Below are 20,928 nucleotides of genomic sequence, written 5' to 3'. Positions count from 1 at the left end.
ATTTTGTCATGACCTCTATTTTGTGTCAGAACACACAAATTTTGGGTATACTCTTTACATAACGCGTAAAGGAGCCATTGCTTATGACACGAGTACGTAAAGCTATCATCCCAGCCGCCGGTCTCGGTACCCGCTTCCTACCAGCCACGAAAGCCATGCCAAAAGAGATGTTGCCAATCGTCAACAAGCCGACGATTCAGTTCATCGTCGAGGAAGCCGTCGCCTCTGGAATCGAAGACATCATCATCGTCACGGGTAAGAACAAGCGTGCCATCGAAGATCATTTCGACCGCGCGCTCGAGTTGGAACAAAACTTGGAGTCAAAAGGGAAGACCCGCTTACTCGAATCCGTCCGACACTCCTCGAATTTGGCGAATATTCACTACATACGCCAACAGGAGCCAAAAGGTCTCGGTCATGCGATCTGGTGCGCCCGGAAATTCATCGGGGACGAGCCGTTCGCCGTCTTGCTCGGGGACGACATCATCGAATCCGACGTACCTGCGACGAAGCAGTTGATTGATCAATACGAGGCACATGACCGTTCCATCATCGGTGTGCAGCGCGTCCCGTATGAAATGACGAACCGATATGGTATAATTGACCCGCTTGCCGTCGAAGGGAAGCTCATTCCGGTGCGGACGTTCGTTGAGAAACCACCCATCGGTGAGGCCCCGTCGAACTTCGCCATCCTCGGTCGCTACATCCTGAAACCGGACGTCTTTGAGGCGTTATCGGGGCAAGAAGCAGGTGCCGGCGGCGAGATTCAATTGACGGATGCGATCGCACGCTTGAATGAGGCGCAGACGATTTTCGCCTACGAGTTCGACGGTCGACGCTATGACGTCGGGGAGCCGATCGGATTCGTCGAGACGACGATTTGCCACGCGCTCAGCGATCCTGATTTAAAAGATGACGTCCATGCCTTGTTAAAACGGCTCGTGGACGAACTTGATCAACAGTAAGGTGTGTTATTTTTGAAAACAATGCTCATGGTGTGTCAAAACTATTATCCGGAGATCGGCAGTGCCGGCAACCGGATGCAAAACATTACGCATTTGATGAAGCAGCGCGGGTATGAAGTCGAGGTCATCACGGCCGCCCCTTCGTACCCGAGCTTTGATATGTATCAGGACGACCGTTTCTGGAATGACCGGGAGCTGAACAACCAACCGTTCATCAAACGGCTCATCACGAAGAAACGGAAGCATACGTCCAACATGGTCAGCCGTCTCCTCTTGTTCCTTGAACAGATGGTGAAAGGGATCGGGTCCGTCCGCCAGTTAAAATTGAAGCCAGACGTCGTGTTTGCGACGACCCCTTCTTTTTTTATGGCGTTTGTCGGAGTATATGCGAAACGGAAATACCGTGTCCCGCTCATTCTAGACGTCCGTGACCTTTGGCCGGAATCGGTGAAAGGGGTCGGCGTGTTCAAACACGACTGGGTGCTCGCACCGGCGTTTTGGCTCGAGAAGCGACTGTATCGTGCCGCCGATGAGGTCATCATCAACTCGGAAGGATTCCGCAGCTATCTTCGTCAACGCGGTGTCCCGAACGAGAAGATTCACTATATGCCGAACTCGATTCGGGAATCAGAACGGACGCTGGAGCGGACGATCCCACCAGACGACCGGATGGAGATTTTATATGCCGGAAACATGGGGCTCGCGCAGGACGTCTCGCTCTTGCTCGAACTCGCCGAACGGTTCCGTGACGAACCACGGATTCATTTCAAACTGATCGGCTACGGGTACCGGAAAGAAGAGTTGAAGCAGACGATCAAAGAACGTGGCTTCCAAAACTTCTTGTTCCTAGAAGCGATGCCACGGACCGAGGCGTTCCAGGCGATTAAAAATGCGGACGTCGCTTTTGTCAGCCTGATCGAGCAAGAAGTATTCGATACGGTCATTCCGGGGAAACTCATCGACTATATGGCGGTCGGCAAACCGATTGTCGCAGCAGTGTCAGGCCATGCGGCGAATGTCATTGAAGCGGCCGAGGTCGGATTTGTCTCACGGAAACGAGATATCGATGAGATTGAACGAATCCTGCGCAAGCTCCTCGACCGACCGGACCTTCGGGAGACGCTCGGGGCGAACGGGATTCGTTACGTCAAAGAGAATTTATGTTGGGAAGAGAATATCGACGTGTTAGATCAAGTCGTACAACAGTTAGTGATGGAGGAAACACGATGAAGTCAGTATGTATGTTTGTATGGAACCATTTTACGAATGATGCGCGCGTCCTTCGCGAATGCTCGGCACTCGCTGAGGCAGGTTATGAAGTTGATTTGATTGCGCTTCAAGATCCAAAAAATAAAGAGTTACCGAAAGAAGAGATGCGTCCGGAAGGCTTCCGCGTCATCCGCGTGAAGCGTCAGCCATCGATTCTCGTCAACGCGCTCAAGTTCGCGAAGAAGACGTACCAATGGGTGAGCGAGAAACGGACCCGTCAAATCGGTGCCGGACTCGTCGGTGCCGGCTTGTTCCTACTCGCACCGTTCACGATGCTCGCTCTCGGGGCAGCGGTCGGGACAATCTTGTTGCCGCAAGTGCGTAAGCAAATCGTCAACGCGAGTGCGATGCTCGAGATGGTGTTCACGTCGACGAAGAAGTCATACGACTTTTATCATGCGAACGATTTGAACACGCTCCCGCAGGCACTCCTCGCCGGAAAAGTGTTCAATAAAGGTCGGATCGTCTATGATTCGCACGAGGTACAGACGGACCGTACCGGTTACGGCTACATCCAAAGTAACCTCGAAGGATGGCTCTTGCCGTTCGTCGACACGATGATGGTCGAGAACCATACACGTGCGGCACATAACGAAGAGTTATACGGATTCTATCCGTACGTGCTCCACAACTACCCGTTCTATCGTCCGCTCGACTTCTCGCTCCGTAAGGACTTGCATGCGCTTCTCGACTTGCCAAAAGACGAGAAGATCCTCTTGTATCAAGGTGGGATCCAAGCAGGGCGCGGTCTTGAACAGCTCGTGCTCGCGGCGAAAGACTTCAAAGAAGGTACGCTTGTCATGATCGGGGACGGGAAGCTCAAACCGACGATTCAACAGTTGATCGAGACAGAAGGCGTCGGCGATCGTGTCAAGATGATTGACAAAGTACCGGTCGAAGCGTTACCTTACTATACGATGAACGCCTACCTAGGCTTCCAAGTGTTGAACAACGTCTGCTTCAACCACTACTCGGCATCATCGAACAAATTGTTCGAGTATTTGATGGCCGAAGTACCGGTCGTCTCATGTGACTTCCCTGAAATCGAACGGGTCGTTGCGGGGAACGATGTCGGGGTGCTCGTCGACTCGCACGATCCACAATCGATCGCAGACGGCGTCAACCGTATGATTGAAGACCAAGCACTCTATGCGCGTGTCAAAGAGAACACGAAGACCGCGCGTGAGCAATATAACTGGGATTTGGAAAAAGAGGCACTCTTGAACGTCTACGCGAATGCTGCGGAGCGCAAGTTGCCGATTATGAAAGACGGTGCGCCAAAGCCAGTACAATCTTAAGACTGCGGCTTTGGCCGCGGTCTTTTTTATATGGAGGGAGGACATTTATGAAACGTCAACAGCAACATCTATTACGTCAACAAGTGTGGCGCAAGCTACAAACGATCTCGGTGAAGGATATCGCCTGGATCATCGCGGGCTCATTCATTCTCTCGTTCGGGGTCAACTACTTCACCGTACCGAACGATTTCTCGGAAGGTGGCCTGCTCGGGGTCACGATCATCCTGTACTACGTGTTCGGCTGGGACCTCGGGCTCACGTCGATCATCGGGAACGGGATTCTCTTTATCGTCGGCTATAAGCTGCTCGACCGTCGGACAATGGTCTATTCGGTCATCGCCGTCGTCGCAACGTCATTCTTCCTTAGTTTGACGCACGACTGGGGCAGCCCTGCTGAGGACAAACTGCTCGCGGCCGTTTACGCCGGGATCATGATTGGGGTCGGGATCGGCATGGTGCTCCGTGTCGGCGGGACGACCGGTGGGGGCGTCATCATCGCCCGCCTCATGGAGCGCTATCTCCATTTGAGTGTCGCCGTCTCGATGTTCATCATCGATGCGATTGTCGTCGCGACATCTGGCTTCTTCTTAGGGGAGCAGGTCGTCCTCTATACGCTCATCGCCATCATCATCGGTTCGTGGGTCATCGACCTCGTCGCGGAAGGACTCAATATCCGCAAGGCCGTTACGATCATCAGCGACAAGCAAGAAGAGCTCGCCGTCGTCTTGACAGAAACGCTCGGCCGCTCGGCAACGATCATCCATGGACATGGCTACTATACGAAGCAAGATAAGAACATGTTGTATATGATTGTCGACAAACGTCAGATCGCGCCACTCAAAAAAATCGTCCAAGTGACGGATGACCGTGCCTTCGTCGTCATCCACCAAGTGAAGGAAGTCATCGGGGAAGGGTTCAGCTACCCGTCCCGATAATTTGAATGCTGGTGTTTTGACGATAACTTCTATATAATAAAAGGCGTGTAAATAGAAGGAGGAACTGACTACTATGCAAACGATCGCTACAATCAGCCTACTTGTCGTGGCTGTCTTATTGATTGTCGTCGTACTGCTCATGTCAGGTCGGTCGCAAGGTCTTGGAGCGATTGCAGGTGGCGCGGAGCAGTTGTTCGGACGCCAGAAAGCGCGCGGCTTCGATGCTGTTTTGAACCGAACTGCAGCTGTACTAGGCACTTTGTTTTTCATTTTAGGATTACTAGTCGCATCATTATGATGATAAGGCTGATCGTTCTCGATTTTCACGTGAGGCGGTCAGCTTTTGTTTTTTCGATTTATTTTTTGGGAATAATGTAGATACGAGGAGATGACAGATAAAATGAAAGTGACAGCACCAAAACCGTTCTTCTTCGAGGGCGGAAAACGTGCCGTGTTGATGTTACATGGCTTCACTGGGTCGAGCGCGGATGTCCGCATGCTCGGTCGCTTCCTTCAAAAAGAAGGATACACATGTATGGGACCGATCTATCGTGGTCATGCCGTCCCACCGGAAGAGTTACTCCAATATGGACCAGAAGACTGGTGGGAAGACGTCTTGAACGCCTACCAGACACTCGTCGACAAAGGCCATGAGGAGATTGTCGTCTGCGGACTATCGCTAGGTGGCGTGATGTCGCTCCGTCTCGCCGAGGAGAAAGACGTCAAGGCGGTCATCCCGATGTGCGCGCCGACTGGAATCGATGCCGAGGACCGCTTGTACAAAGGAGTCCAGGCATATGCCCGAGAATATAAGGGTAGAGAAGAAAAGTCGCCGGAACAGATCGAGCAGGAGATGGCAGAGTTCAAACCGATGCCAACGCTAAAAGACCTCCGTGCCTTCGTCCGCGACACGGCGTCGAAGCTCGAGGACATCTTCGTCCCGACACTCGTCGTCCAAGGCGCCAAAGACAACATGATCGACCCGGAATCGGCGAATCAGATTTACGAGGCGGTCAACACGTTCCAAAAAGAGTTGCTCATCTATGAGAACTCGGGACATGTGATCACGCTCGACAAAGAAAAAGAGAAACTGCACCAGGACGTGCTCGATTTTCTCGAAACGTTAGACTGGTCAGTCTAAGAAGGAGGTGTCACGTTGAATTTACGTGACCAATTACTAGAGATCTTACAGGCGAGCGAGAAACCGCTCTCTGTCGATCAACTGACCGAGCGACTACAGCTCGCGTCGACGGATGACTTCAAAGAACTCATCCGCACATTGAATGCCCTCGAGGAAGAGGGTGCCATCGGCCGGACGCGGACGAACCGTTACGGGACGCTCGCCTCGCTCGGCCAAGTCGCGGGGATCATCTCGATTCACCAGCGCGGATTCGGCTTCTTGTCGGTCGAAGGGGAAGCGGAAGACGTGTTCTTGCCGCCCGACCAACTGAAGGACGTCTACCATGGCGATACGATCCTCGTCAAAAAACGCGAGGACAACCGTGGCAAGACAGAAGGGATCCTATTGAAAGTATTGAAGCGCGGACTCTCGGAGTTCGTCGGGACGTATACGCTCCCGAGCGGTCGACTCGACCAGTTCGCCTTCATCGAGCCGGATGACAAGCGCATCAACTTCTGGCCGGTCGTCAACCCGGACAAATCACTCGGTGCTGTCGACGGACATAAAGTTGTCGTGCGCATCACGAAGTATCCAGATGGCCGCTTCGCCGGTGCTTGTGACGTCGTCCGCATCATCGGGCATAAGAATGACCCAGGCGTCGACATCTTATCGATCGTCTATAAGCACGGTATTCCGACGGAGTTCCCGGAAGACGTGATCGCTCAGGCGAACGCCGTACCGGACGAGGCGGATGAGAAAGACTTCATCGGTCGTGTCGACCTTCGTGACGAGACGATCTTCACGATCGACGGCGAAGATGCGAAAGACTTGGATGATGCCGTCCACGTCAAAAAACTCGATAACGGGAACTACGAGCTCGGTGTCCATATCGCCGACGTCTCGCATTACGTGAAAGAGGGCTCGCCGCTCGACGTCGAGGCGCTCGAGCGTGGGACGAGTGTATATCTCGTCGACCGCGTCATTCCGATGCTGCCGCACCGACTCTCGAACGGAATTTGTTCCCTCAACCCGCACGTCAACCGCTTGACGCTCAGCTGTGTCATGGAGATTTCCCCGCAAAACGGGAAGGTCGTTCGCCATGACTTGTTCCCGAGTGTCATCAAGACGACGGAACGGATGACGTATACGAACGTCCGTGAAATCATCGAGCGCGATGACGAAGAGACGTTGAAGAAGTACGAGCCGTTCATCGGTGAGTTCGACCTCATGGCCGAGCTCGCGGAAGTCCTTCGGAAACGACGCAACTCACGTGGTGCCATCAACTTCGATTTCGCCGAGGCGAAAGTCGTCGTCAACGAGGAAGGGAAGCCGGCGGATATCGTGCTTCGTCCACGTTCGGTCGCCGAGAAGTTGATCGAGGAGTTCATGCTCGCGGCCAACGAGACGGTCGCGGAACATTTCCACAAAATGGACGTCCCGTTCATCTATCGTGTCCACGACAATCCGAAACCGGACAAGCTCGACTTCTTCTTCGACTTCGTCGCAAACTTTGGCGTTCATATCGAACGCATCAAAGGACAGACGGTCGAACCGAAGACGCTTCAAAAGATCTTGAAGGCGATTGATGGGGAGCCGGAAGAGCCGGTCATCAGCACGATCATGCTTCGTTCAATGCAACAGGCGAAGTATGACGACGTCTCGCTCGGTCACTTCGGACTCGCGACGGACTTCTATACGCACTTCACGTCACCGATCCGTCGTTACCCGGACTTGATCGTCCACCGTCTCATGCGCACGTACGTCTTCAACAACGACTTGTCGGAGCAGACGATTGCGAAGTATGAGGACCGTCTCGGGGCGATCGCTGAACAGGCATCGAAACGGGAACGTCGTTCGGTCGACGCAGAGCGCGAGACACAGGCGCTCAAGAAAGCCGAATACATGGAAGCCCATCTCGGTGAAGAGTTCGATGGTGTCGTCGCTGGCGTCACGAACTTCGGGATGTTCATCGAGCTCCCGAATACGATCGAAGGACTTGTCCGTCTCCAGTCGATGGATGACTACTACCACTTCGACGAATCACAGCTCATGCTGCTCGGGGAGCGGACGAAACGTCAGTTCCGGATCGGGGACGCCGTCCGTGTCAAAGTCGACGCCGTCAACTTAGACGAGCGGACGATCGACTTCACGGTCGTCGGCATGCCGAAACGGGAACCATCGACACGTCGCCAACCGACGACGATCAAAGCGAAAGGCGGTCGTCCGAAGAAGGACGAGAAAGACCGTCGTGGCGGTCGAGGTCGGGACGACAAGAAGAAGCGTGGCAAACCAGGAAGACCTGGAAAGCCGGGTAAACCAGGTGAGAAACCGAAACGAGACGGGGAGAAGTCTTCCCAAGGCCGTTCGGCACTCGACCTGAAGAAGAAAGACAAGCACAAACGAAAAGGCGACGCCAAACGAGGAGCGAAGAAACGTCGCTGACGGGGAAGGGCTCGTCCCTTCCTCCGTATCTTGTAGATAAAGGACTGAATGTGTATGGCCAAGAAGAAAGATTCGAACGCACTCGCCCAAAACCGCAAGGCGTCCTTCGATTACGCGATCGAGGATACGATTGAGGCGGGCATGGTGCTCACAGGGACGGAAATCAAGTCGGTCCGTCAATCGAAGATTAACATCGCGGATGCGTACGTCCGATTCGACGGGGGCGAGGCGACGCTTCACAACTGTCATATCAGCCCGTTCGACCAGGGGAACCGCTTCAACCATGAACCACTCCGCGTCCGAAAGCTATTGTTGCATAAGAAGCAAATCAATCAGCTCATCGGGGCGTCAGGGCGTGACGGCTACACGATCATCCCGCTCAAAGTGTATATCAAGAACGGGTTTGCCAAGTGCCTGCTCGGCGTCGGAAAAGGGAAGAAGAAGTACGACAAACGTGAGGACTTGAAGAAGAAAGACGCGAAACGTGACGTCGACCGTGCGATGCGCGATCGGCAAAAATACTGACAACGAATCCTGATTGTGGTATATTAAATATAGTACCAATTACCACCCCGGGGACGTTATGGATTCGACGGGGGTAGGTCGGTCGTATGTGGCGTGTCGAGGGGGCGGCCTCGTTAAAACGCAAACGCCTATAACTGGCAAAACTAACACACAACTCGCAGCAGCCTAAGTGCCCTGCGGATCCTGACATCCATCGCTTGTGTGGATGACTTTCAGGGTCTCAAACTAAGCAAGCTACGCTTCAACCTCGCCGTCTGAGGGCGCGAAGAAGAGATGAAACAGACTGGATGCGACAACGCCTGTTTATCGGCAGTGTCACATCGAGATTCAATAGATAAACTACACACGTAGAAGCATACGTTACGATGCCTTCGGACGCGGGTTCGACTCCCGCCGTCTCCATTTTGAAGCAGTCTGTAACGACTGCGATCAATGATTTTCATGAAGACCTTCTAATTTCATTGAGATTAGAGGGTCTTTGCTTTTGATTGAGAGTCAGCCACGATGAAAGGAAGGTGAAGAGCATGGGGAAATATCAATTAGACACGAGAAGCAAGGTAGCTGCGGCGAAGTATCAAGACGGCAAAAAGCCGACTGTCTCGAACAAGAAGGAACGATTGAACAAGCTTCGTGAAGCGTATTTGCAGAAGCAACAAGAGAAGAAGTGATTTGACGAAGGATTATTGAGTATCTGCTCATTAATCCTTTTCTTTATGGGTAACAGACACTGTTCATTAGATTTTCGAATGGATTCAAGGGGTTGAGCATCCCTTTGTTGAATAGAAACTACGAGTTGTTTTTTTAAAATCGTCATGAAAATATACATACCAAAGGAGAATTCCTCATGTCTAAAAAATCGACGGAAATGATCGTGAATGGAGTCAAAAAATATGGTCCGACAGTGGTCGAACTTGCATTAAAACATAACAAAGAAATCATTGGAGCTCTAGGGTCAGTCAATTTAAAGAAACGATTAAATAAATCCGATGATTCCAATCAAAGCTCTAAGATAGTCAAAGGCAAGAACATGCATCCGCGAAAGCAACGCTATCAATACTATTTAACTGAAGTGACTCCTACGTTGGATACTCGAAATCGTGATGAGTTACTTGAATATAAGTTGGAAGTGGAGCATTGTATTCAACAAATCAAAATGGAGCAAGCACGAGACATTGTCATCAAAAAACAGATTCATGAGGGCCGGATAAAAGAGTGGGAGACCATTTTATCTCATATCGTGAGCCAAATGACCATCAAAGACTATATGGAATATTTGAGACTTTTCAACAACCCAGAATATCAAAGTGAATATTTCGCAGGCTTTAAAGGCGATGTAGATAAATTTAAAAAACTGAACACGGTCGAACAGTATGATGCACTCGTTCAGTATGTTCACGAAAAAACGATGATTGACCTCGAACAAATCAAAAGAGAGTTTTCCGCTCCTGTCTGATGCATCGCGATCCACTTCCTATCTGTATTCGTTATAATCAATGGTGCAACGAATAGATGGAGGTGAAGCTGTTGGGATGGGATTTAAGTGTCGCTGAGGCAAAAGACGTCTATTTAACTGAATCAGACTTATGGCGTTTTACACAACAATTTCTAATGAGCGCTTCTCATACGACCACATACAAACACATTTTGATGAAGGCGTTACTTGAATGTACGTCAGAATTAAATGAATCAGGTGTCGTTTCATTTCATAAGATTGCCAAACATGTGACGAAAATCTATTGGAATCTCATTGTGACGCATGGTTTGACACAAATGAATCAATTTGGGAAGCAGAGCGCTGTTGAAAAAGCGATGCTCTCCTTTCAGAAAGAACACAACATTCCGTCAGTTTGGAACTTCGACCGCTTACCAGAACAGCAACAAAATCAATTGATTCGGAATGTGAATCAATTTTATAAAAAATACGTATATGGTTCTTTCTATCATTCCTTTAACGAAACGATTTACTCCTTTAATCGAAAAGAGGAGTGGATTCAACTCGTTCCTGTTTATGTTGTATTTTTTGAAAAATACAAGCGTATGTTAATGAATGTGACAAATTATCAGTTAGCTGTTTTTTTAGAGAAATACAATTCCAAAGAGGCGATGGAACGTATCTTAAGTAAGTTAGAGTTTGTATCTGTCCGCCAATCACTTGAGGAGTTTAAACAAATTCTATTAAGTCACGGTTATGCAGCATGCTTCTATTGTTTAAAACCTATAAAGCAGATTCACGTTGACCATTTCATTCCTTGGTCTTATATGCAAAATGATGTCTTGTGGAACTTTGTTCTTTCGTGTCCGACATGCAATACGAGTAAGAATAATCGACTAGCGAACATCGCTTATCTCTATACTTTGGTAGAGCGGAATCATGAACTGCGCTCGGTAGAGCACATGTCTACATACAAAGAGTCGAAACTCATTCATTTATATCACTATGCCGTTCAAAATGGATTTGAAAACAATTGGGTCCCGAAAACATGAAAAGAGTCGAACCTCGTAAAACAGGTTCGACTCTTGTTTAGTATTTACTATAGTCAGACAGAAGAAATTTTAAGTTAAATGAACAGAGAAAATCATATATTTATGCCTGGATGTGTATTTAAAGAGGAAGAAGGTAGCGAATTGATGAAAAGAATTTGTGATTGTGAGAATTTGAAAAGAATTACGATAGAGGCTGATATGGGAGCAGACCCGACATGGTGTGCGGTCTGTCAATACAATATAGAGATGGATGAGTTCGTGATTTCTGACCAATTGAAGCGTGATTTCCATGAATGGGTTAGTCGATTCGGAGAATGGATTGAGTGGGACACGGATACACTTGCTGTAGGATGGGAGACCAAGGTGGAACGACATAATCGTGAAGGCAACTTACTTTCGCAGCGTTTACAAGGAGAGCTTGGTGAAGCATATGAAATTGAATTCACTCCTGCAAACACAATTGAGGAAGAACACTTTTGACAGCCGTCCTTCCTCAACATTATATTATTTTGACGATAGGGTGCCTTGTCCGAAGCGAGAGTACGTTCCAAGCCGCCATACCTTTTCCATCGGTCCGTATGTGAAATGGCGAAGCCATAACATACTGAATACGATCAATACGATGTTGATGACGATTGCCCATAGTCCTGTTTCAATCGTTGTGAACGTCTGTCCGAATGTAGCAACAGTCACCATAAGTGCAGTCTGAAGCAAGTAATTCGTCAACGCCATACGACCAAATTCTTGAAGTGGGGCAAACCAGGAACGTGTCGTCCGTAGTTGACTCATATTGACAAGGACGGTGATATAGAACGCCGCTAAAAAGGGAGCTGACCAATTCGAATAGTCGAGCATACGGATATATGCTTGAATTTCTTCATTGGTCGGGGTGTAGCCGACGTTGAAATACGATGAGCTTGGTAAATTCGTATATTGTAGCCATACAAATCCGGCAGATAGGATGCCGGTGACGACTAGTCCAAGCTGCCAACTTACCCGGTGCGTATTGATGCGACGAAACACCTCATACTGACCCGCTGCAAGCCCGAGCAAGATGAGAGCAAGTGGCATCAACAGTTTCGTCCCGGTGTAAGTGAGGGCAGCTAGCCCGATCAGACCTAGAATCAAATTGACTGACCGAGGAAGGCGGTATGCAAACAGGAGGAGTAGCCCGCTCACAGCGTAAATCGTCAACGCCTCACCCGGCTGAAATTGCATATGAATCAAGCCGAAGCCGAGTAAGAGGAGCAATCGTTTCGTAAATAAAACGTAGGCGCGATCTCCGCGTTCTATTGCTCGATGGATAAAGAGGTAGAATCCGACACCAAACAAAAATGAGAAAATCATAAAGAACTTTCCATCGATGAAGATGTGCAGGGCATATACATAGTAATGTTCCATGATGGTGTTCGGGTCGCTCGGACGTAATAAACTGAGAATGTTCATAAAAATGATCCCGAATAAGGCGAAGCCTCGCAGGGTATCGAGAACATTGATTCGTTCGTTTGTAGGTGTTGCTGTCATGTGATTATCTCCTTTCAATTTCTTCTTCCGAGTATGAAGGGAGCATCTTACATGTTGTATGCGGTAACCTTACAAAATCCTGAACTTCACTAAGATTAAAAATCCCAGAAATTGTATGTTACACTAGGTGAAAACGATTAGGGGTAAACAAATGACCATTCATTTTGATCAGATGACGGAACAAGAAGTCTCGCATTATGTGACTTGGTTGATTGACGACTATGCAAAAGGTGTTGCGCGAAACTATCAGCTTCCGATAGTGTTAGCGCAAGAGGAATCCACACAATTGATTCGAGGTCTCTTCCCAGACAATCAACCCGGGGAAGGACAGACGATTGTTCATGTGATAAACGGAGACACTCGTGTCGGGATTTTGTGGTATGCGTTTCAAGCTGAATCGAAACGCGTCTTCATTTATCATATTTTGATTGAAGAGACGTACCGTGGACAAGGATATGCGACAGCGGTGTTTGAGAAACTTGAAAGAGTAGCTTCAGAAGAACTTGGCGCAACATCCATTGGACTAAGTGTATTCGGTACGAATCCAGACGCACAGCGATTATATAAACGACTCGGATTCCAAGAAGCGTCCATCGCCATGAACAAACAGTTATGAGAGGAGTCGACATGAAACGTTACTTGAAGTGGCTTTTGGTCGGATTTGGCGTGATTGTGATTGGGGTGGCGGGGTTGGTATTTGCCTTTTATCGGTCGATGCAACCAGATCCCGATGAGGAAGCAAACGTGATCAAGATGGCCGAACCTTATGTAGCCGAACGATTCGAAGATGCTGAATTGACAGAGGACGTATTATTCGACAACATGGGTAACTTTCCGTTTGAATATGCGGCGATTGCGATGGATTCGGTGACGGGAACGGAGTTTTATGTCTACGAGGATGAGTCGACCGGAGAAATCGTTGATACGTTTCTTTCATCTAAATGGGAGGATGCGGTCACAGAGGCGATTGAAGATTCGATTGATACGGCGTTTGGTGCAGACGTCACCTATGTCGTCCTATATGACGAAGAAAGTATCCGACAACTCGATGTCTCCTCGGCAAATCCAATCGCCTATCAGACAGCCGACGTGTCGCCGACAATCTTATTGACGCTTCATCGAGAGCCGAAAGCTGATGACGAAGAACGCGTTCGAATGTGGATGTCTGCGTTACAAGAGAACGACATCCTGAAGCGAGCCGAGATTCGTGTCGACTATACCGCTAAAAACGGAGAACTTCTTGATGATGGTACTGGTTTAGAGTTATCGTTTTAAAAAGAATCCCACTCTCCAATCGGAAAGTGGGATTTGTTCAGTCAAACACTCGACTGATCCAGCGTTTGAAAAAGGGTTGGCCTGCTTGTGTCACGCTATGATTTTCGAGCTCCACCTCTTCGATTGCCTCATTCGGAGATCTTAATTGAATCGTCATCTCGTCACCAAGCCCGGTCGTGACACCACTCTCAAATTGAAGATTTCTTGTCACATACGCGTTTGCGTATAGAAGTCCACCTTTTTCATCCACTTGTACCTCCTGAATCGTATAGTGGAATTGCTCGACCCAATCCCGCTGGCCGAGTAGAAGCCGGACGACGTCATTTTCGTGTGACAGTTTCGTTCGCTCGATATTTTCAAGAGGAGTATGCGCTTCAATCGCCTCTCGCTGCGCTTCTAAGATATCTTTGAAGTGATGTGTCGCAGCTTCTGTCGTCCATGCAGCGGAACCCGTCTTCGACTCGGTCGCATAATGGAAAAGAGCAAATCCAATCAAGGCGAATAACGCTAGGACACCTACTCGTTTGAACTGTTTCATTGTCGAGCTCCTTCCATATCAATTCAAGATTGAAGACGTTAAAAGGTTGTCAATGGACCTCGCGATTACTCGAGAATGTGACTTATCGACCGGTGATTTGCTCAAACCAGCTCGCTACTACATCAGCGCCCCATCTTGGAACATGAATATCGATACCCCGACCATCACGAGCCCAACTAAAATCAATCCACCTTGTTTCGCGCTACTCTCAACCCCTCTCACGACGAGGGGAATTCCCAACCCAAGCAAAAAAAAATACCAAAATCCTATGAATATTCCTCCTTTTTCTAATTATTCTCATTTTATTACGAATCGAACGGACAGGCTCTACATACTTAGACTGATTTATCTTTTCGAAAAGACGGGTACATTACCTCTATGTGAAAATGAAGGGGAGTGAGCTTTATGCGGAAAACGATTGTCATTGCGGGGGCGAGCGGCTATATCGGCTCGAACGTGATGGAGCAACTGAAAGAAGAGTATGACATCATTGCATTATCGCGATCGACGAAAAATAAAGAAGATGAAGCCCATATCACGTGGCGTGCGTGTGACTTGTTCTCGTATGAGCAGACACGTGAGGCATGTGAGGGCGCAGATTATGCGATGTTCCTCGTCCACTCGATGATTCCGGACGGTGGCTTGACGCAGGCGACGTTCGAGGACATGGATGCGCTCATCGCCGATAACTTCGCCCGAGCGACGAAGGCAAACGATATCGAGCAAATCGTCTATTTGAGCGGCATCATTCCAAAACAAGAGAAGACATTGTCACGTCATTTGAAGAGTCGACTCGAGGTCGAACGTATTCTCGGCGGACAAGGGGTGCCGGTGACAACGATTCGAGCGGGGCTCATCATCGGTCCGGAAGGTTCGTCGTTCCCGATTTTAGCGAAACTCGTCAAACGGTTGCCGTCGATGATCTTGCCACGTTGGACGAAGACGGAGACACATCCGATTGATATTCGAGAAGCCGTTCAGGCACTCATCTCGGTCGTCGGTGCCGAATCGCTCTATGATCGTCATATCGACATCGGGGGTCCCGAAGTGATGACGTATCGGAAGATGATCGAACAGACGGCCGAAGTCATGGATAAGCGTCGCGTCTTGATTGACTTCCCGTTCCCGACAATCAAACTGTCGCGCCTGTGGGTCATGGCGGTCACAGGTGAACCGAAGGCGACCGTCTATCCGCTTGTCGAGAGCATGGGGCACGCGATGGTGGCAGAAGATACCGTCGAAGGCATCGGACAGGGAGAGATTCCGTTTAAACAGGCTGTCGAACATGCGCTTGAAGAGGAAGAGGAACAATCCTCAGGCGGTAAGAAGAAAAAGCAGCCAAAGTCATACACCGTCCGCTCGATTCAGCGGTTTGGTCTGCCGGAAGAAAAGTCGGCGCTTTGGATGGCGGACACGTACTTCGAATGGCTCGGTCGTTTCATGTATCCGCTTATCCAGACGACGAAAGAAGACGACGATTGGGAAATCGCGCTGCTCGATCCGTCATTCGTCGCGCTTCATCTATCGCTTGAACAGGAAGCGACAGACGATATGGCATCCTTTGCGATTGATGGGGGCAAGTTCGTCAAATTGAGTGAAGAGGACAAGACAGGTCGTCTCGAGTTCAGACGCTTACCAGAATCGGATGAAGGACTCGTCGCCATCCATGAGTTCGTGCCGGCCCTCCCATGGTGGTTCTATACGAAGACACAGGCGAAAGCCCATCTCGTCGTCATGTGGCTGTTCGGTCGTCACGTGAAGTTGTTGGCGAAAGACGCGGAAGATGGCGATCAAGTCGTAGAGGCTCCGACGAATTAAATGTGATGAAGTGTTGGAAGACAGTGACCCTGTCTTCTTTTTTTATGCCCAATGGTCTCGATTTTCATCTGATTTTTAATGTTGATGTACCCATAAGACTCAAAAACAAAAATACATTGCATAACAAGGTATTAGCATGGGAAAATTAGGTAAGTTGAATTAGGTGATGAATGGAGGGCACTATGGAAATCGATAAAGAAATGCTGAAAGGTCATATCGATACGATGATTCTGTCGTTACTCAACAATCAGGATATGTATGGCTACGAAATCGCCAAAGTCGTACACACACGTACTGATGAAGCGTTCGAGTTGAAGGAAGGGACACTCTACTTATCCTTAAAACGTCTTGAGAAAAAAGGGAGTGTGGAATCTTATTGGGGAGATGAGCAAGGGCCAGGGGGAAGACGGAAGTATTATCGGATCACGACAGATGGACGAGCCGTCTTGGCACGAAAGAAAGTGGAATGGCGTCTTGTGAAACAATTAATGGACCTATTTTTACATGAAGAAGGTGATCCGTTTGAAGCACGTGGATGAATACATTGACGAACTCTATCAAAACGCAGACCCGCGCCTTCAAGAAACCATTGAGTTAAAAGAGGAGACGCGAACTCATTTAGAGCAGTCGATTCATGATTTGATGATTAAAGGTCACTCAGAGTCAGACGCCACTCGCATTGCATTCAATCGATTTGGAGGGGCTGAGCAAGCTGAATCCATCATTCATATGATGCAAATTCAACAAAATCGTTTTGCGAAGCAACTGCTTCAAATCGGATTTAGCATCGCGATCGTATCGATTTTCCTGTTCATCACGTCGATTGTCATTGGTGGGCGTTATGATTTGGTGTTTGCGGATGCCGTATACATGAATATTGATGAATCTTCAACAGATGAAGAAATGAGTCAAGCCATTCTCGAGACGAGTCGATTGATTCACGGTGTGACGATTTCAGACTACAGCAATTCTGAACAGATCTTCTCAGATGCTAAGCGGTGGTCGGGTGCTGTGGGACTCATCTCGAATGAAATCTCATATTTGGAGAACGGATTGCTGGTTGTCATTGATGTCATTGATTCACGTAAAATCGGCAACTTTCTTTTATTGATTGGATTGACGATTTATCTGGTCTTATCGATGGTATGGGGTGTGATCAATCTACATATAAACAGACGATTGAACGTGTGGAGTCTCGCGCTTTTATTGTTATTGAACGTGCTCGGTTATTGGATGGCCAATCAATTGGTCTCCACGGAAAAGGAGGACTAACGAATGAAGCAGCTTATTCGACGTGAATTCACTAATTTATGGACACCTCGTTCTCTCACGGTGTACATCGGTATCATTTTTATCATGCCGTTCGTGCAATTTATGACCATTCGGGATCGGTATCAGTTCTTTGACCCGATCGAGGTGTTTGAAGAAAGTGTATCTACCATTCCTGCCATGCTGTTTCCGGTGCTAGCCATCTTAATCTTTTTGCCAAACATCTTGGCTGAATATCGGCACAATTTTTTGACGTACACACGAACACGTATCGATTTATCTGTGTATCTGGTTGCGAAAGGTTTGGTTAATGCGATTTTGAGCGGAATCGTACTATTTTCCATGATTTTCATGACGTTTTTATTTGTCATGTACGTGGAACCTCTATTCCATTTAGTTGAGTACACCGCTGTGACAGACGGAGTAGTGATCCCGACTACGACATTTTCCTTTTTGCAAGAGATTCATCCGATGCTCTATGGATTCTCTTATGCTGTCTGGATTGGTGTGAACGGGTCGTTGTATGCGACGATGGCGTATCTGTTGATTTTGACACTCGACAACTTATTTGTAGCCATCTCTATCCCATTTTTGGCATACCATATTCTTAATTTTGTGGCAGGGATTTTTCAGGTTCCGCAATTCTCGCCACTTAGCACACTATTTCCGTTTAATATTACGGCACATCCGATTTGGACAATTTTCGTGCCCTTCCTTCTTTTTCTCTCCATTGGTGTCGGCATCTATTTATTCCATCTACGGTTACGCCGGGAGTGGAGTTTTTGAGGAGGAAAAATGATGGTCGTTGATCGATTGATGAATGAATTTACAAAAAGGAGCTGGCTCTTTGTTGGGGTCATCATCTTTCTCTATAGTTTGAGAGTAAAACGACAGATATTAGACACGGTACGTTTGAATCAGGTTGAGGTGAATGTATGGGACGGATTTTATGCCCTTATGACGGATATGTATCTTCTGACGTACTTTGTCTTTCCTGTCATGTTATTTTTATCAGTTGGGATTCTGATTCGGGAGTATCGTCATGAGGTACTCATTCGAATGTTGACTCCACAAGCTTGGATTTACCGAACGCTAAAACTATTTTTTGTAGAGGCCGCACCGTTATTTACCGTGTTGTTTATACTCAGTACGTTGATGATGATTGGACTGCCATATGAAGCCGGTTGGAGTGATTACACGAAGATGGTCACCGAAGTCAATGCGACGAGTGTATTGCAAAGTCGCTTTTCGCTTCCTTGGTACCCGTTACCCGTTCAACTTTGTCTATGGTTCCTTTTCCTGACGACAGTTCATTTTTCGTTAGCTGGAATCTTTCTCCTTCACGTTAAAAAAGGATGGTTATACACACAGGCAATCTTCACATTTTTACTCGGGATCGTAGGATTTAAACTATTTCCCGAGCAATTCTCATTTCTGTCGCCGACGACATATTTATCTATTTCAATGACGTCCGTTTCGTATTCAAATTTGATTGTGGCTGCGCTCATCCTGACAGGAATAATCTTGGGTCAAGGGCTGCTGTTCCGTCAACTTTCAACGATTCAACGAATAGATTGGAAGCAATGGACCGGGAGCGGAGCATACCTTTTATATGCCGGGTTGGCGATCCTTCATATTTCTTACAATGGAATTTTGAATAGTCGAGAAGGGGCGACGGCTGATGAAGCGATCGTAGCAACCTTCATTGGAGTGGGGGCAGATTATTTTTCCTATTTGTCCTTTATGTCCTATGTGATTCTCTTTTTTGGGGCAACTTATATGAGTCAACTTCGCATGCAGCGAGAACTTTTGGAAATTAGTCATTACAAGTTGATTCGTTATAAGAGTCCGCATCGCTGGTTTCGCAATATTTTCCTTCAAGAGACTGTGTTCTTCTCAATCCTTACACTCAGTTTAATTGGACTAACCTTACTGATGGCGTTTCTGTCGAATGTACCATTTGACGTCTATCAAACTTATCAGGGGTATCCCTTTACAAGCATCCTAGGTTTTCTGTTTGTGAGTACTGTTTTGCAGTGCCTCGTGTATACGTTGCTTTGCTTCATGCTGTCTTGGATGATTCGAGAAGTATATGTTGTACCGACCGTTATCGGTCTGTTGTCTTTATTTTTATTTCCAGGCCTGCAAGTCAACTGGTTACCGATTGGAATGAACGCGTTAATCGTTCTTGAGTCTACTTCGATGTGGACCGTGTTTATACAGTTGCTTGGAGCACTGATTGTACTGATGCTCGGGATTACGTTGTTGTTAAGAAGAAGTTTGCATGTATGAGGAGGATGAATATGACTGCAGTGATCGAATTAAAAAATGTAACGAAATCCTACAAAGGCAATTTGTTATTTGATGCGGTGGATTTGACTGTTCCACAAGGGCGGATTGTCGGAATTGTCGGACCGAACGGATCTGGCAAATCCGTCTTGTTCAAAATGATGTGTGGATTTGTGTTCCCTGATCATGGAGAAGTGTACGTTGAGGAGAAACAAATTGGAAAAGAGCAGCGCTTCCCGGAAGGTGTCGGTATGATTATCGATCGTCCAGGTTATATTGCCAATAAGACAGGATTTGAAAACTTAAAAGAACTAGCACAAATTCAAAATCAGATTGATGAAGAGACAATTCGAAAAACAATGTTGATTTTGGGATTAAACCCAGACAATTCACAAAAAGTGAAAAACTATTCGCTTGGAATGAAGCAAAAACTTGCTATCGCACAGGCGATTATGGAAAATCAACACATCTTGATTTTGGATGAAGCGTTCAATGCATTAGACCATGATAGTGTCGAATCGTTACGTGAACTATTACTTGCTTTTCGAGAAGAAGGGAAGACTATTTTAATGACGAGTCACAATCAAGAGGATATCGATTACTTATGTGAGGATGTCTATCGAATCAACCGTGGCAAGCTTGAGAAAATTGTATGAATTAAAAAGGCGCGGAATTGTTCGTTTAGAACGAAACCGCGCTTTATTATCGTTAGTTACTCTTCCATTGACCTGTGACTTGAACACTCACTGGTGTGGTCAAATCGTTACTGAATTGGACACGTGTTGATCTCCCTGAAGAGATTGAATTTGATAATGAACGAGTCTCATTATCCGATACAGAGCGAACCCAAGAACCTGTACCAGAAGAGGCAGTCATTCTTGCATCGACAGTATAAGACCCGCCAACTGTTTTTGATACAAGTGTTCCCGAAGCATTTGAAGAAGATTTTGTCTGATACCCTGTGTATCCACTTCCGTTAAACGATGCGACTGTGGTGTCATAGTTTGAATATGTTGTACCTGCCTGAGCAGCTCCCCCGAGTGCTAACAATCCTACAGCTAACCCCATTGAGATCATCGACTTACGCTTCATCTTCATTCCCCATTTCAAGTATATTGTGGTACAGAAAAAGAATAGCATAAAAGAAAATAATAATAACCATAAAAATACTTAAAAA

At 47.6% G+C, this 20,928-nt stretch carries 23 protein-coding genes and 1 other RNA gene; 21 read left to right on the top strand and 3 right to left on the bottom strand.

The genetic code is table 11. From position 1 onward, the window contains the following. The first annotated feature begins 83 nt into the window (after nt 1-83). From galU to KNO75_RS06800, 13 genes are all read left to right on the top strand, one after another. A complete protein-coding gene (galU, locus tag KNO75_RS06860) occupies nt 84-965 on the top strand; it encodes a UTP--glucose-1-phosphate uridylyltransferase GalU (protein WP_214795448.1) in 882 nt (293 codons plus the stop codon). A 21-nt stretch (nt 966-986) separates the two neighbouring features. Next, nucleotides 987-2,195, top strand: a complete 1,209-nt coding sequence (locus KNO75_RS06855; protein ID WP_251126141.1) for a glycosyltransferase family 4 protein — start codon at nt 987-989, stop codon at nt 2,193-2,195. Then, on the top strand, nt 2,192-3,532 hold the full coding sequence (locus KNO75_RS06850; protein ID WP_214820605.1) for a glycosyltransferase: 1,341 nt from the start codon (nt 2,192-2,194) through the stop codon (nt 3,530-3,532). Before KNO75_RS06855 ends, KNO75_RS06850 begins: the two co-directional genes overlap by 4 nt. 47 nt (nt 3,533-3,579) lie before the next feature. Beyond that, nucleotides 3,580-4,467: a YitT family protein gene (locus KNO75_RS06845; RefSeq protein ID WP_083600113.1), complete on the top strand. Its 888-nt coding sequence runs from the start codon at nt 3,580-3,582 to the stop codon at nt 4,465-4,467. A 73-nt stretch (nt 4,468-4,540) separates the two neighbouring features. Continuing rightward, the gene (gene secG, locus KNO75_RS06840) at nt 4,541-4,765 is read left to right on the top strand and encodes a preprotein translocase subunit SecG (protein WP_012726902.1); all 225 of its coding nucleotides are present in this window, start codon (nt 4,541-4,543) and stop codon (nt 4,763-4,765) included. Nucleotides 4,766-4,867: 102 nt separating this feature from the next. Further along, entirely contained in the window at nt 4,868-5,608 is a 741-nt protein-coding gene (locus tag KNO75_RS06835) for an alpha/beta hydrolase (protein ID WP_074033592.1), read from the top strand. Between the two features lie 15 nt (nt 5,609-5,623). Beyond that, the gene (gene rnr, locus KNO75_RS06830) at nt 5,624-8,029 is read left to right on the top strand and encodes a ribonuclease R (RefSeq protein WP_214795459.1); all 2,406 of its coding nucleotides are present in this window, start codon (nt 5,624-5,626) and stop codon (nt 8,027-8,029) included. A 54-nt stretch (nt 8,030-8,083) separates the two neighbouring features. Continuing rightward, nucleotides 8,084-8,554, top strand: coding sequence for an SsrA-binding protein SmpB (gene smpB / locus KNO75_RS06825; protein ID WP_214693541.1), 471 nt, complete (start codon nt 8,084-8,086; stop codon nt 8,552-8,554). 49 nt (nt 8,555-8,603) lie between these two features. Continuing rightward, nucleotides 8,604-8,959, top strand: a transfer-messenger RNA (tmRNA) gene (gene ssrA, locus KNO75_RS06820). Between the two features lie 119 nt (nt 8,960-9,078). Further along, nucleotides 9,079-9,222, top strand: coding sequence for an alcohol dehydrogenase (locus KNO75_RS06815; RefSeq protein WP_214746089.1), 144 nt, complete (start codon nt 9,079-9,081; stop codon nt 9,220-9,222). A 176-nt stretch (nt 9,223-9,398) separates the two neighbouring features. Continuing rightward, nucleotides 9,399-10,007, top strand: coding sequence for a hypothetical protein (locus tag KNO75_RS06810; RefSeq protein WP_214820603.1), 609 nt, complete (start codon nt 9,399-9,401; stop codon nt 10,005-10,007). A gap of 71 nt (nt 10,008-10,078) precedes the next feature. Beyond that, on the top strand, nt 10,079-11,038 hold the full coding sequence (locus KNO75_RS06805; RefSeq protein ID WP_214820601.1) for an HNH endonuclease: 960 nt from the start codon (nt 10,079-10,081) through the stop codon (nt 11,036-11,038). Nucleotides 11,039-11,182: 144 nt separating this feature from the next. Continuing rightward, the gene (locus tag KNO75_RS06800; RefSeq protein WP_214820600.1) at nt 11,183-11,518 is read left to right on the top strand and encodes a hypothetical protein; all 336 of its coding nucleotides are present in this window, start codon (nt 11,183-11,185) and stop codon (nt 11,516-11,518) included. A 24-nt stretch (nt 11,519-11,542) separates the two neighbouring features. Here KNO75_RS06800 and KNO75_RS06795 read toward each other — a convergent pair whose 3' ends face one another. Beyond that, nucleotides 11,543-12,562 carry a DUF418 domain-containing protein gene (locus KNO75_RS06795; protein WP_214820598.1) on the bottom strand — a complete coding sequence of 340 codons (1,020 nt, stop codon included), beginning with the start codon at nt 12,560-12,562 and terminating at the stop codon, nt 11,543-11,545. Between the two features lie 151 nt (nt 12,563-12,713). On the opposite strand from KNO75_RS06795, the gene KNO75_RS06790 reads away from it, so the two are divergent. Both KNO75_RS06790 and KNO75_RS06785 read left to right on the top strand, forming a co-directional pair. Next, a complete protein-coding gene (locus KNO75_RS06790) occupies nt 12,714-13,178 on the top strand; it encodes a GNAT family N-acetyltransferase (protein WP_214820597.1) in 465 nt (154 codons plus the stop codon). Nucleotides 13,179-13,189: 11 nt separating this feature from the next. After that, complete coding sequence (locus tag KNO75_RS06785; protein WP_214795473.1) at nt 13,190-13,837, top strand: hypothetical protein; 648 nt, start codon at nt 13,190-13,192, stop codon at nt 13,835-13,837. A gap of 37 nt (nt 13,838-13,874) precedes the next feature. On the opposite strand, the gene KNO75_RS06780 is transcribed toward KNO75_RS06785, so the two are convergent. Next, entirely contained in the window at nt 13,875-14,375 is a 501-nt protein-coding gene (locus KNO75_RS06780; RefSeq protein WP_214795475.1) for a hypothetical protein, read from the bottom strand. Between the two features lie 405 nt (nt 14,376-14,780). On the opposite strand from KNO75_RS06780, the gene KNO75_RS06775 reads away from it, so the two are divergent. From KNO75_RS06775 to KNO75_RS06750, 6 genes are all read left to right on the top strand, one after another. Then, nucleotides 14,781-16,193 (top strand): NAD(P)H-binding protein, encoded by a 1,413-nt coding sequence (locus KNO75_RS06775; protein WP_214820595.1) that lies wholly within the window; start codon nt 14,781-14,783, stop codon nt 16,191-16,193. A gap of 182 nt (nt 16,194-16,375) precedes the next feature. Further along, nucleotides 16,376-16,732: a PadR family transcriptional regulator gene (locus tag KNO75_RS06770; RefSeq protein WP_214795479.1), complete on the top strand. Its 357-nt coding sequence runs from the start codon at nt 16,376-16,378 to the stop codon at nt 16,730-16,732. After that, the gene (locus KNO75_RS06765; protein WP_353047568.1) at nt 16,725-17,465 is read left to right on the top strand and encodes a permease prefix domain 1-containing protein; all 741 of its coding nucleotides are present in this window, start codon (nt 16,725-16,727) and stop codon (nt 17,463-17,465) included. The genes KNO75_RS06770 and KNO75_RS06765 overlap by 8 nt, the downstream gene beginning before the upstream one ends. A gap of 3 nt (nt 17,466-17,468) precedes the next feature. Further along, entirely contained in the window at nt 17,469-18,248 is a 780-nt protein-coding gene (locus KNO75_RS06760; protein WP_214820591.1) for an ABC transporter permease, read from the top strand. Nucleotides 18,249-18,260: 12 nt separating this feature from the next. Further along, complete coding sequence (locus KNO75_RS06755) at nt 18,261-19,754, top strand: hypothetical protein (protein ID WP_214820589.1); 1,494 nt, start codon at nt 18,261-18,263, stop codon at nt 19,752-19,754. An 11-nt stretch (nt 19,755-19,765) separates the two neighbouring features. Next, nucleotides 19,766-20,407: an ABC transporter ATP-binding protein gene (locus tag KNO75_RS06750; RefSeq protein ID WP_214820587.1), complete on the top strand. Its 642-nt coding sequence runs from the start codon at nt 19,766-19,768 to the stop codon at nt 20,405-20,407. 52 nt (nt 20,408-20,459) lie between these two features. On the opposite strand, the gene KNO75_RS06745 is transcribed toward KNO75_RS06750, so the two are convergent. After that, the gene (locus tag KNO75_RS06745; RefSeq protein WP_251126063.1) at nt 20,460-20,849 is read right to left on the bottom strand and encodes a hypothetical protein; all 390 of its coding nucleotides are present in this window, start codon (nt 20,847-20,849) and stop codon (nt 20,460-20,462) included. Between the last annotated feature and the right edge of the window lie 79 nt (nt 20,850-20,928).

The sequence above is a fragment of the Exiguobacterium sp. s35 genome (genome assembly GCF_018617535.1).
Classification (GTDB): domain Bacteria; phylum Bacillota; class Bacilli; order Exiguobacteriales; family Exiguobacteriaceae; genus Exiguobacterium; species Exiguobacterium aestuarii.
Note: the sequence above shows the minus strand (reverse complement) of the source record. Positions and strands in the feature narration are given on the sequence as shown.

Excerpts from the sequence above, each read along its gene's own strand:
- galU (WP_214795448.1), top strand. The coding sequence starts at position 84 with ATGACACGAGTACGTAAAGCTATCATCCCAGCCGCCGGTCTCGGTACC.
- KNO75_RS06855 (WP_251126141.1), top strand. The coding sequence starts at position 987 with ATGCTCATGGTGTGTCAAAACTATTATCCGGAGATCGGCAGTGCCGGC.
- KNO75_RS06850 (WP_214820605.1), top strand. The coding sequence starts at position 2,192 with ATGAAGTCAGTATGTATGTTTGTATGGAACCATTTTACGAATGATGCG.
- KNO75_RS06845 (WP_083600113.1), top strand. The coding sequence starts at position 3,580 with ATGAAACGTCAACAGCAACATCTATTACGTCAACAAGTGTGGCGCAAG.
- secG (WP_012726902.1), top strand. The coding sequence starts at position 4,541 with ATGCAAACGATCGCTACAATCAGCCTACTTGTCGTGGCTGTCTTATTG.
- KNO75_RS06835 (WP_074033592.1), top strand. The coding sequence starts at position 4,868 with ATGAAAGTGACAGCACCAAAACCGTTCTTCTTCGAGGGCGGAAAACGT.
- smpB (WP_214693541.1), top strand. The coding sequence starts at position 8,084 with ATGGCCAAGAAGAAAGATTCGAACGCACTCGCCCAAAACCGCAAGGCG.
- KNO75_RS06815 (WP_214746089.1), top strand. The coding sequence starts at position 9,079 with ATGGGGAAATATCAATTAGACACGAGAAGCAAGGTAGCTGCGGCGAAG.
- KNO75_RS06810 (WP_214820603.1), top strand. The coding sequence starts at position 9,399 with ATGTCTAAAAAATCGACGGAAATGATCGTGAATGGAGTCAAAAAATAT.
- KNO75_RS06800 (WP_214820600.1), top strand. The coding sequence starts at position 11,183 with ATGAAAAGAATTTGTGATTGTGAGAATTTGAAAAGAATTACGATAGAG.
- KNO75_RS06795 (WP_214820598.1), bottom strand. The coding sequence starts at position 12,562 with ATGACAGCAACACCTACAAACGAACGAATCAATGTTCTCGATACCCTG.
- KNO75_RS06790 (WP_214820597.1), top strand. The coding sequence starts at position 12,714 with ATGACCATTCATTTTGATCAGATGACGGAACAAGAAGTCTCGCATTAT.
- KNO75_RS06785 (WP_214795473.1), top strand. The coding sequence starts at position 13,190 with ATGAAACGTTACTTGAAGTGGCTTTTGGTCGGATTTGGCGTGATTGTG.
- KNO75_RS06780 (WP_214795475.1), bottom strand. The coding sequence starts at position 14,375 with ATGAAACAGTTCAAACGAGTAGGTGTCCTAGCGTTATTCGCCTTGATT.
- KNO75_RS06775 (WP_214820595.1), top strand. The coding sequence starts at position 14,781 with ATGCGGAAAACGATTGTCATTGCGGGGGCGAGCGGCTATATCGGCTCG.
- KNO75_RS06770 (WP_214795479.1), top strand. The coding sequence starts at position 16,376 with ATGGAAATCGATAAAGAAATGCTGAAAGGTCATATCGATACGATGATT.
- KNO75_RS06760 (WP_214820591.1), top strand. The coding sequence starts at position 17,469 with ATGAAGCAGCTTATTCGACGTGAATTCACTAATTTATGGACACCTCGT.
- KNO75_RS06755 (WP_214820589.1), top strand. The coding sequence starts at position 18,261 with ATGGTCGTTGATCGATTGATGAATGAATTTACAAAAAGGAGCTGGCTC.
- KNO75_RS06750 (WP_214820587.1), top strand. The coding sequence starts at position 19,766 with ATGACTGCAGTGATCGAATTAAAAAATGTAACGAAATCCTACAAAGGC.
- KNO75_RS06745 (WP_251126063.1), bottom strand. The coding sequence starts at position 20,849 with ATGAAGATGAAGCGTAAGTCGATGATCTCAATGGGGTTAGCTGTAGGA.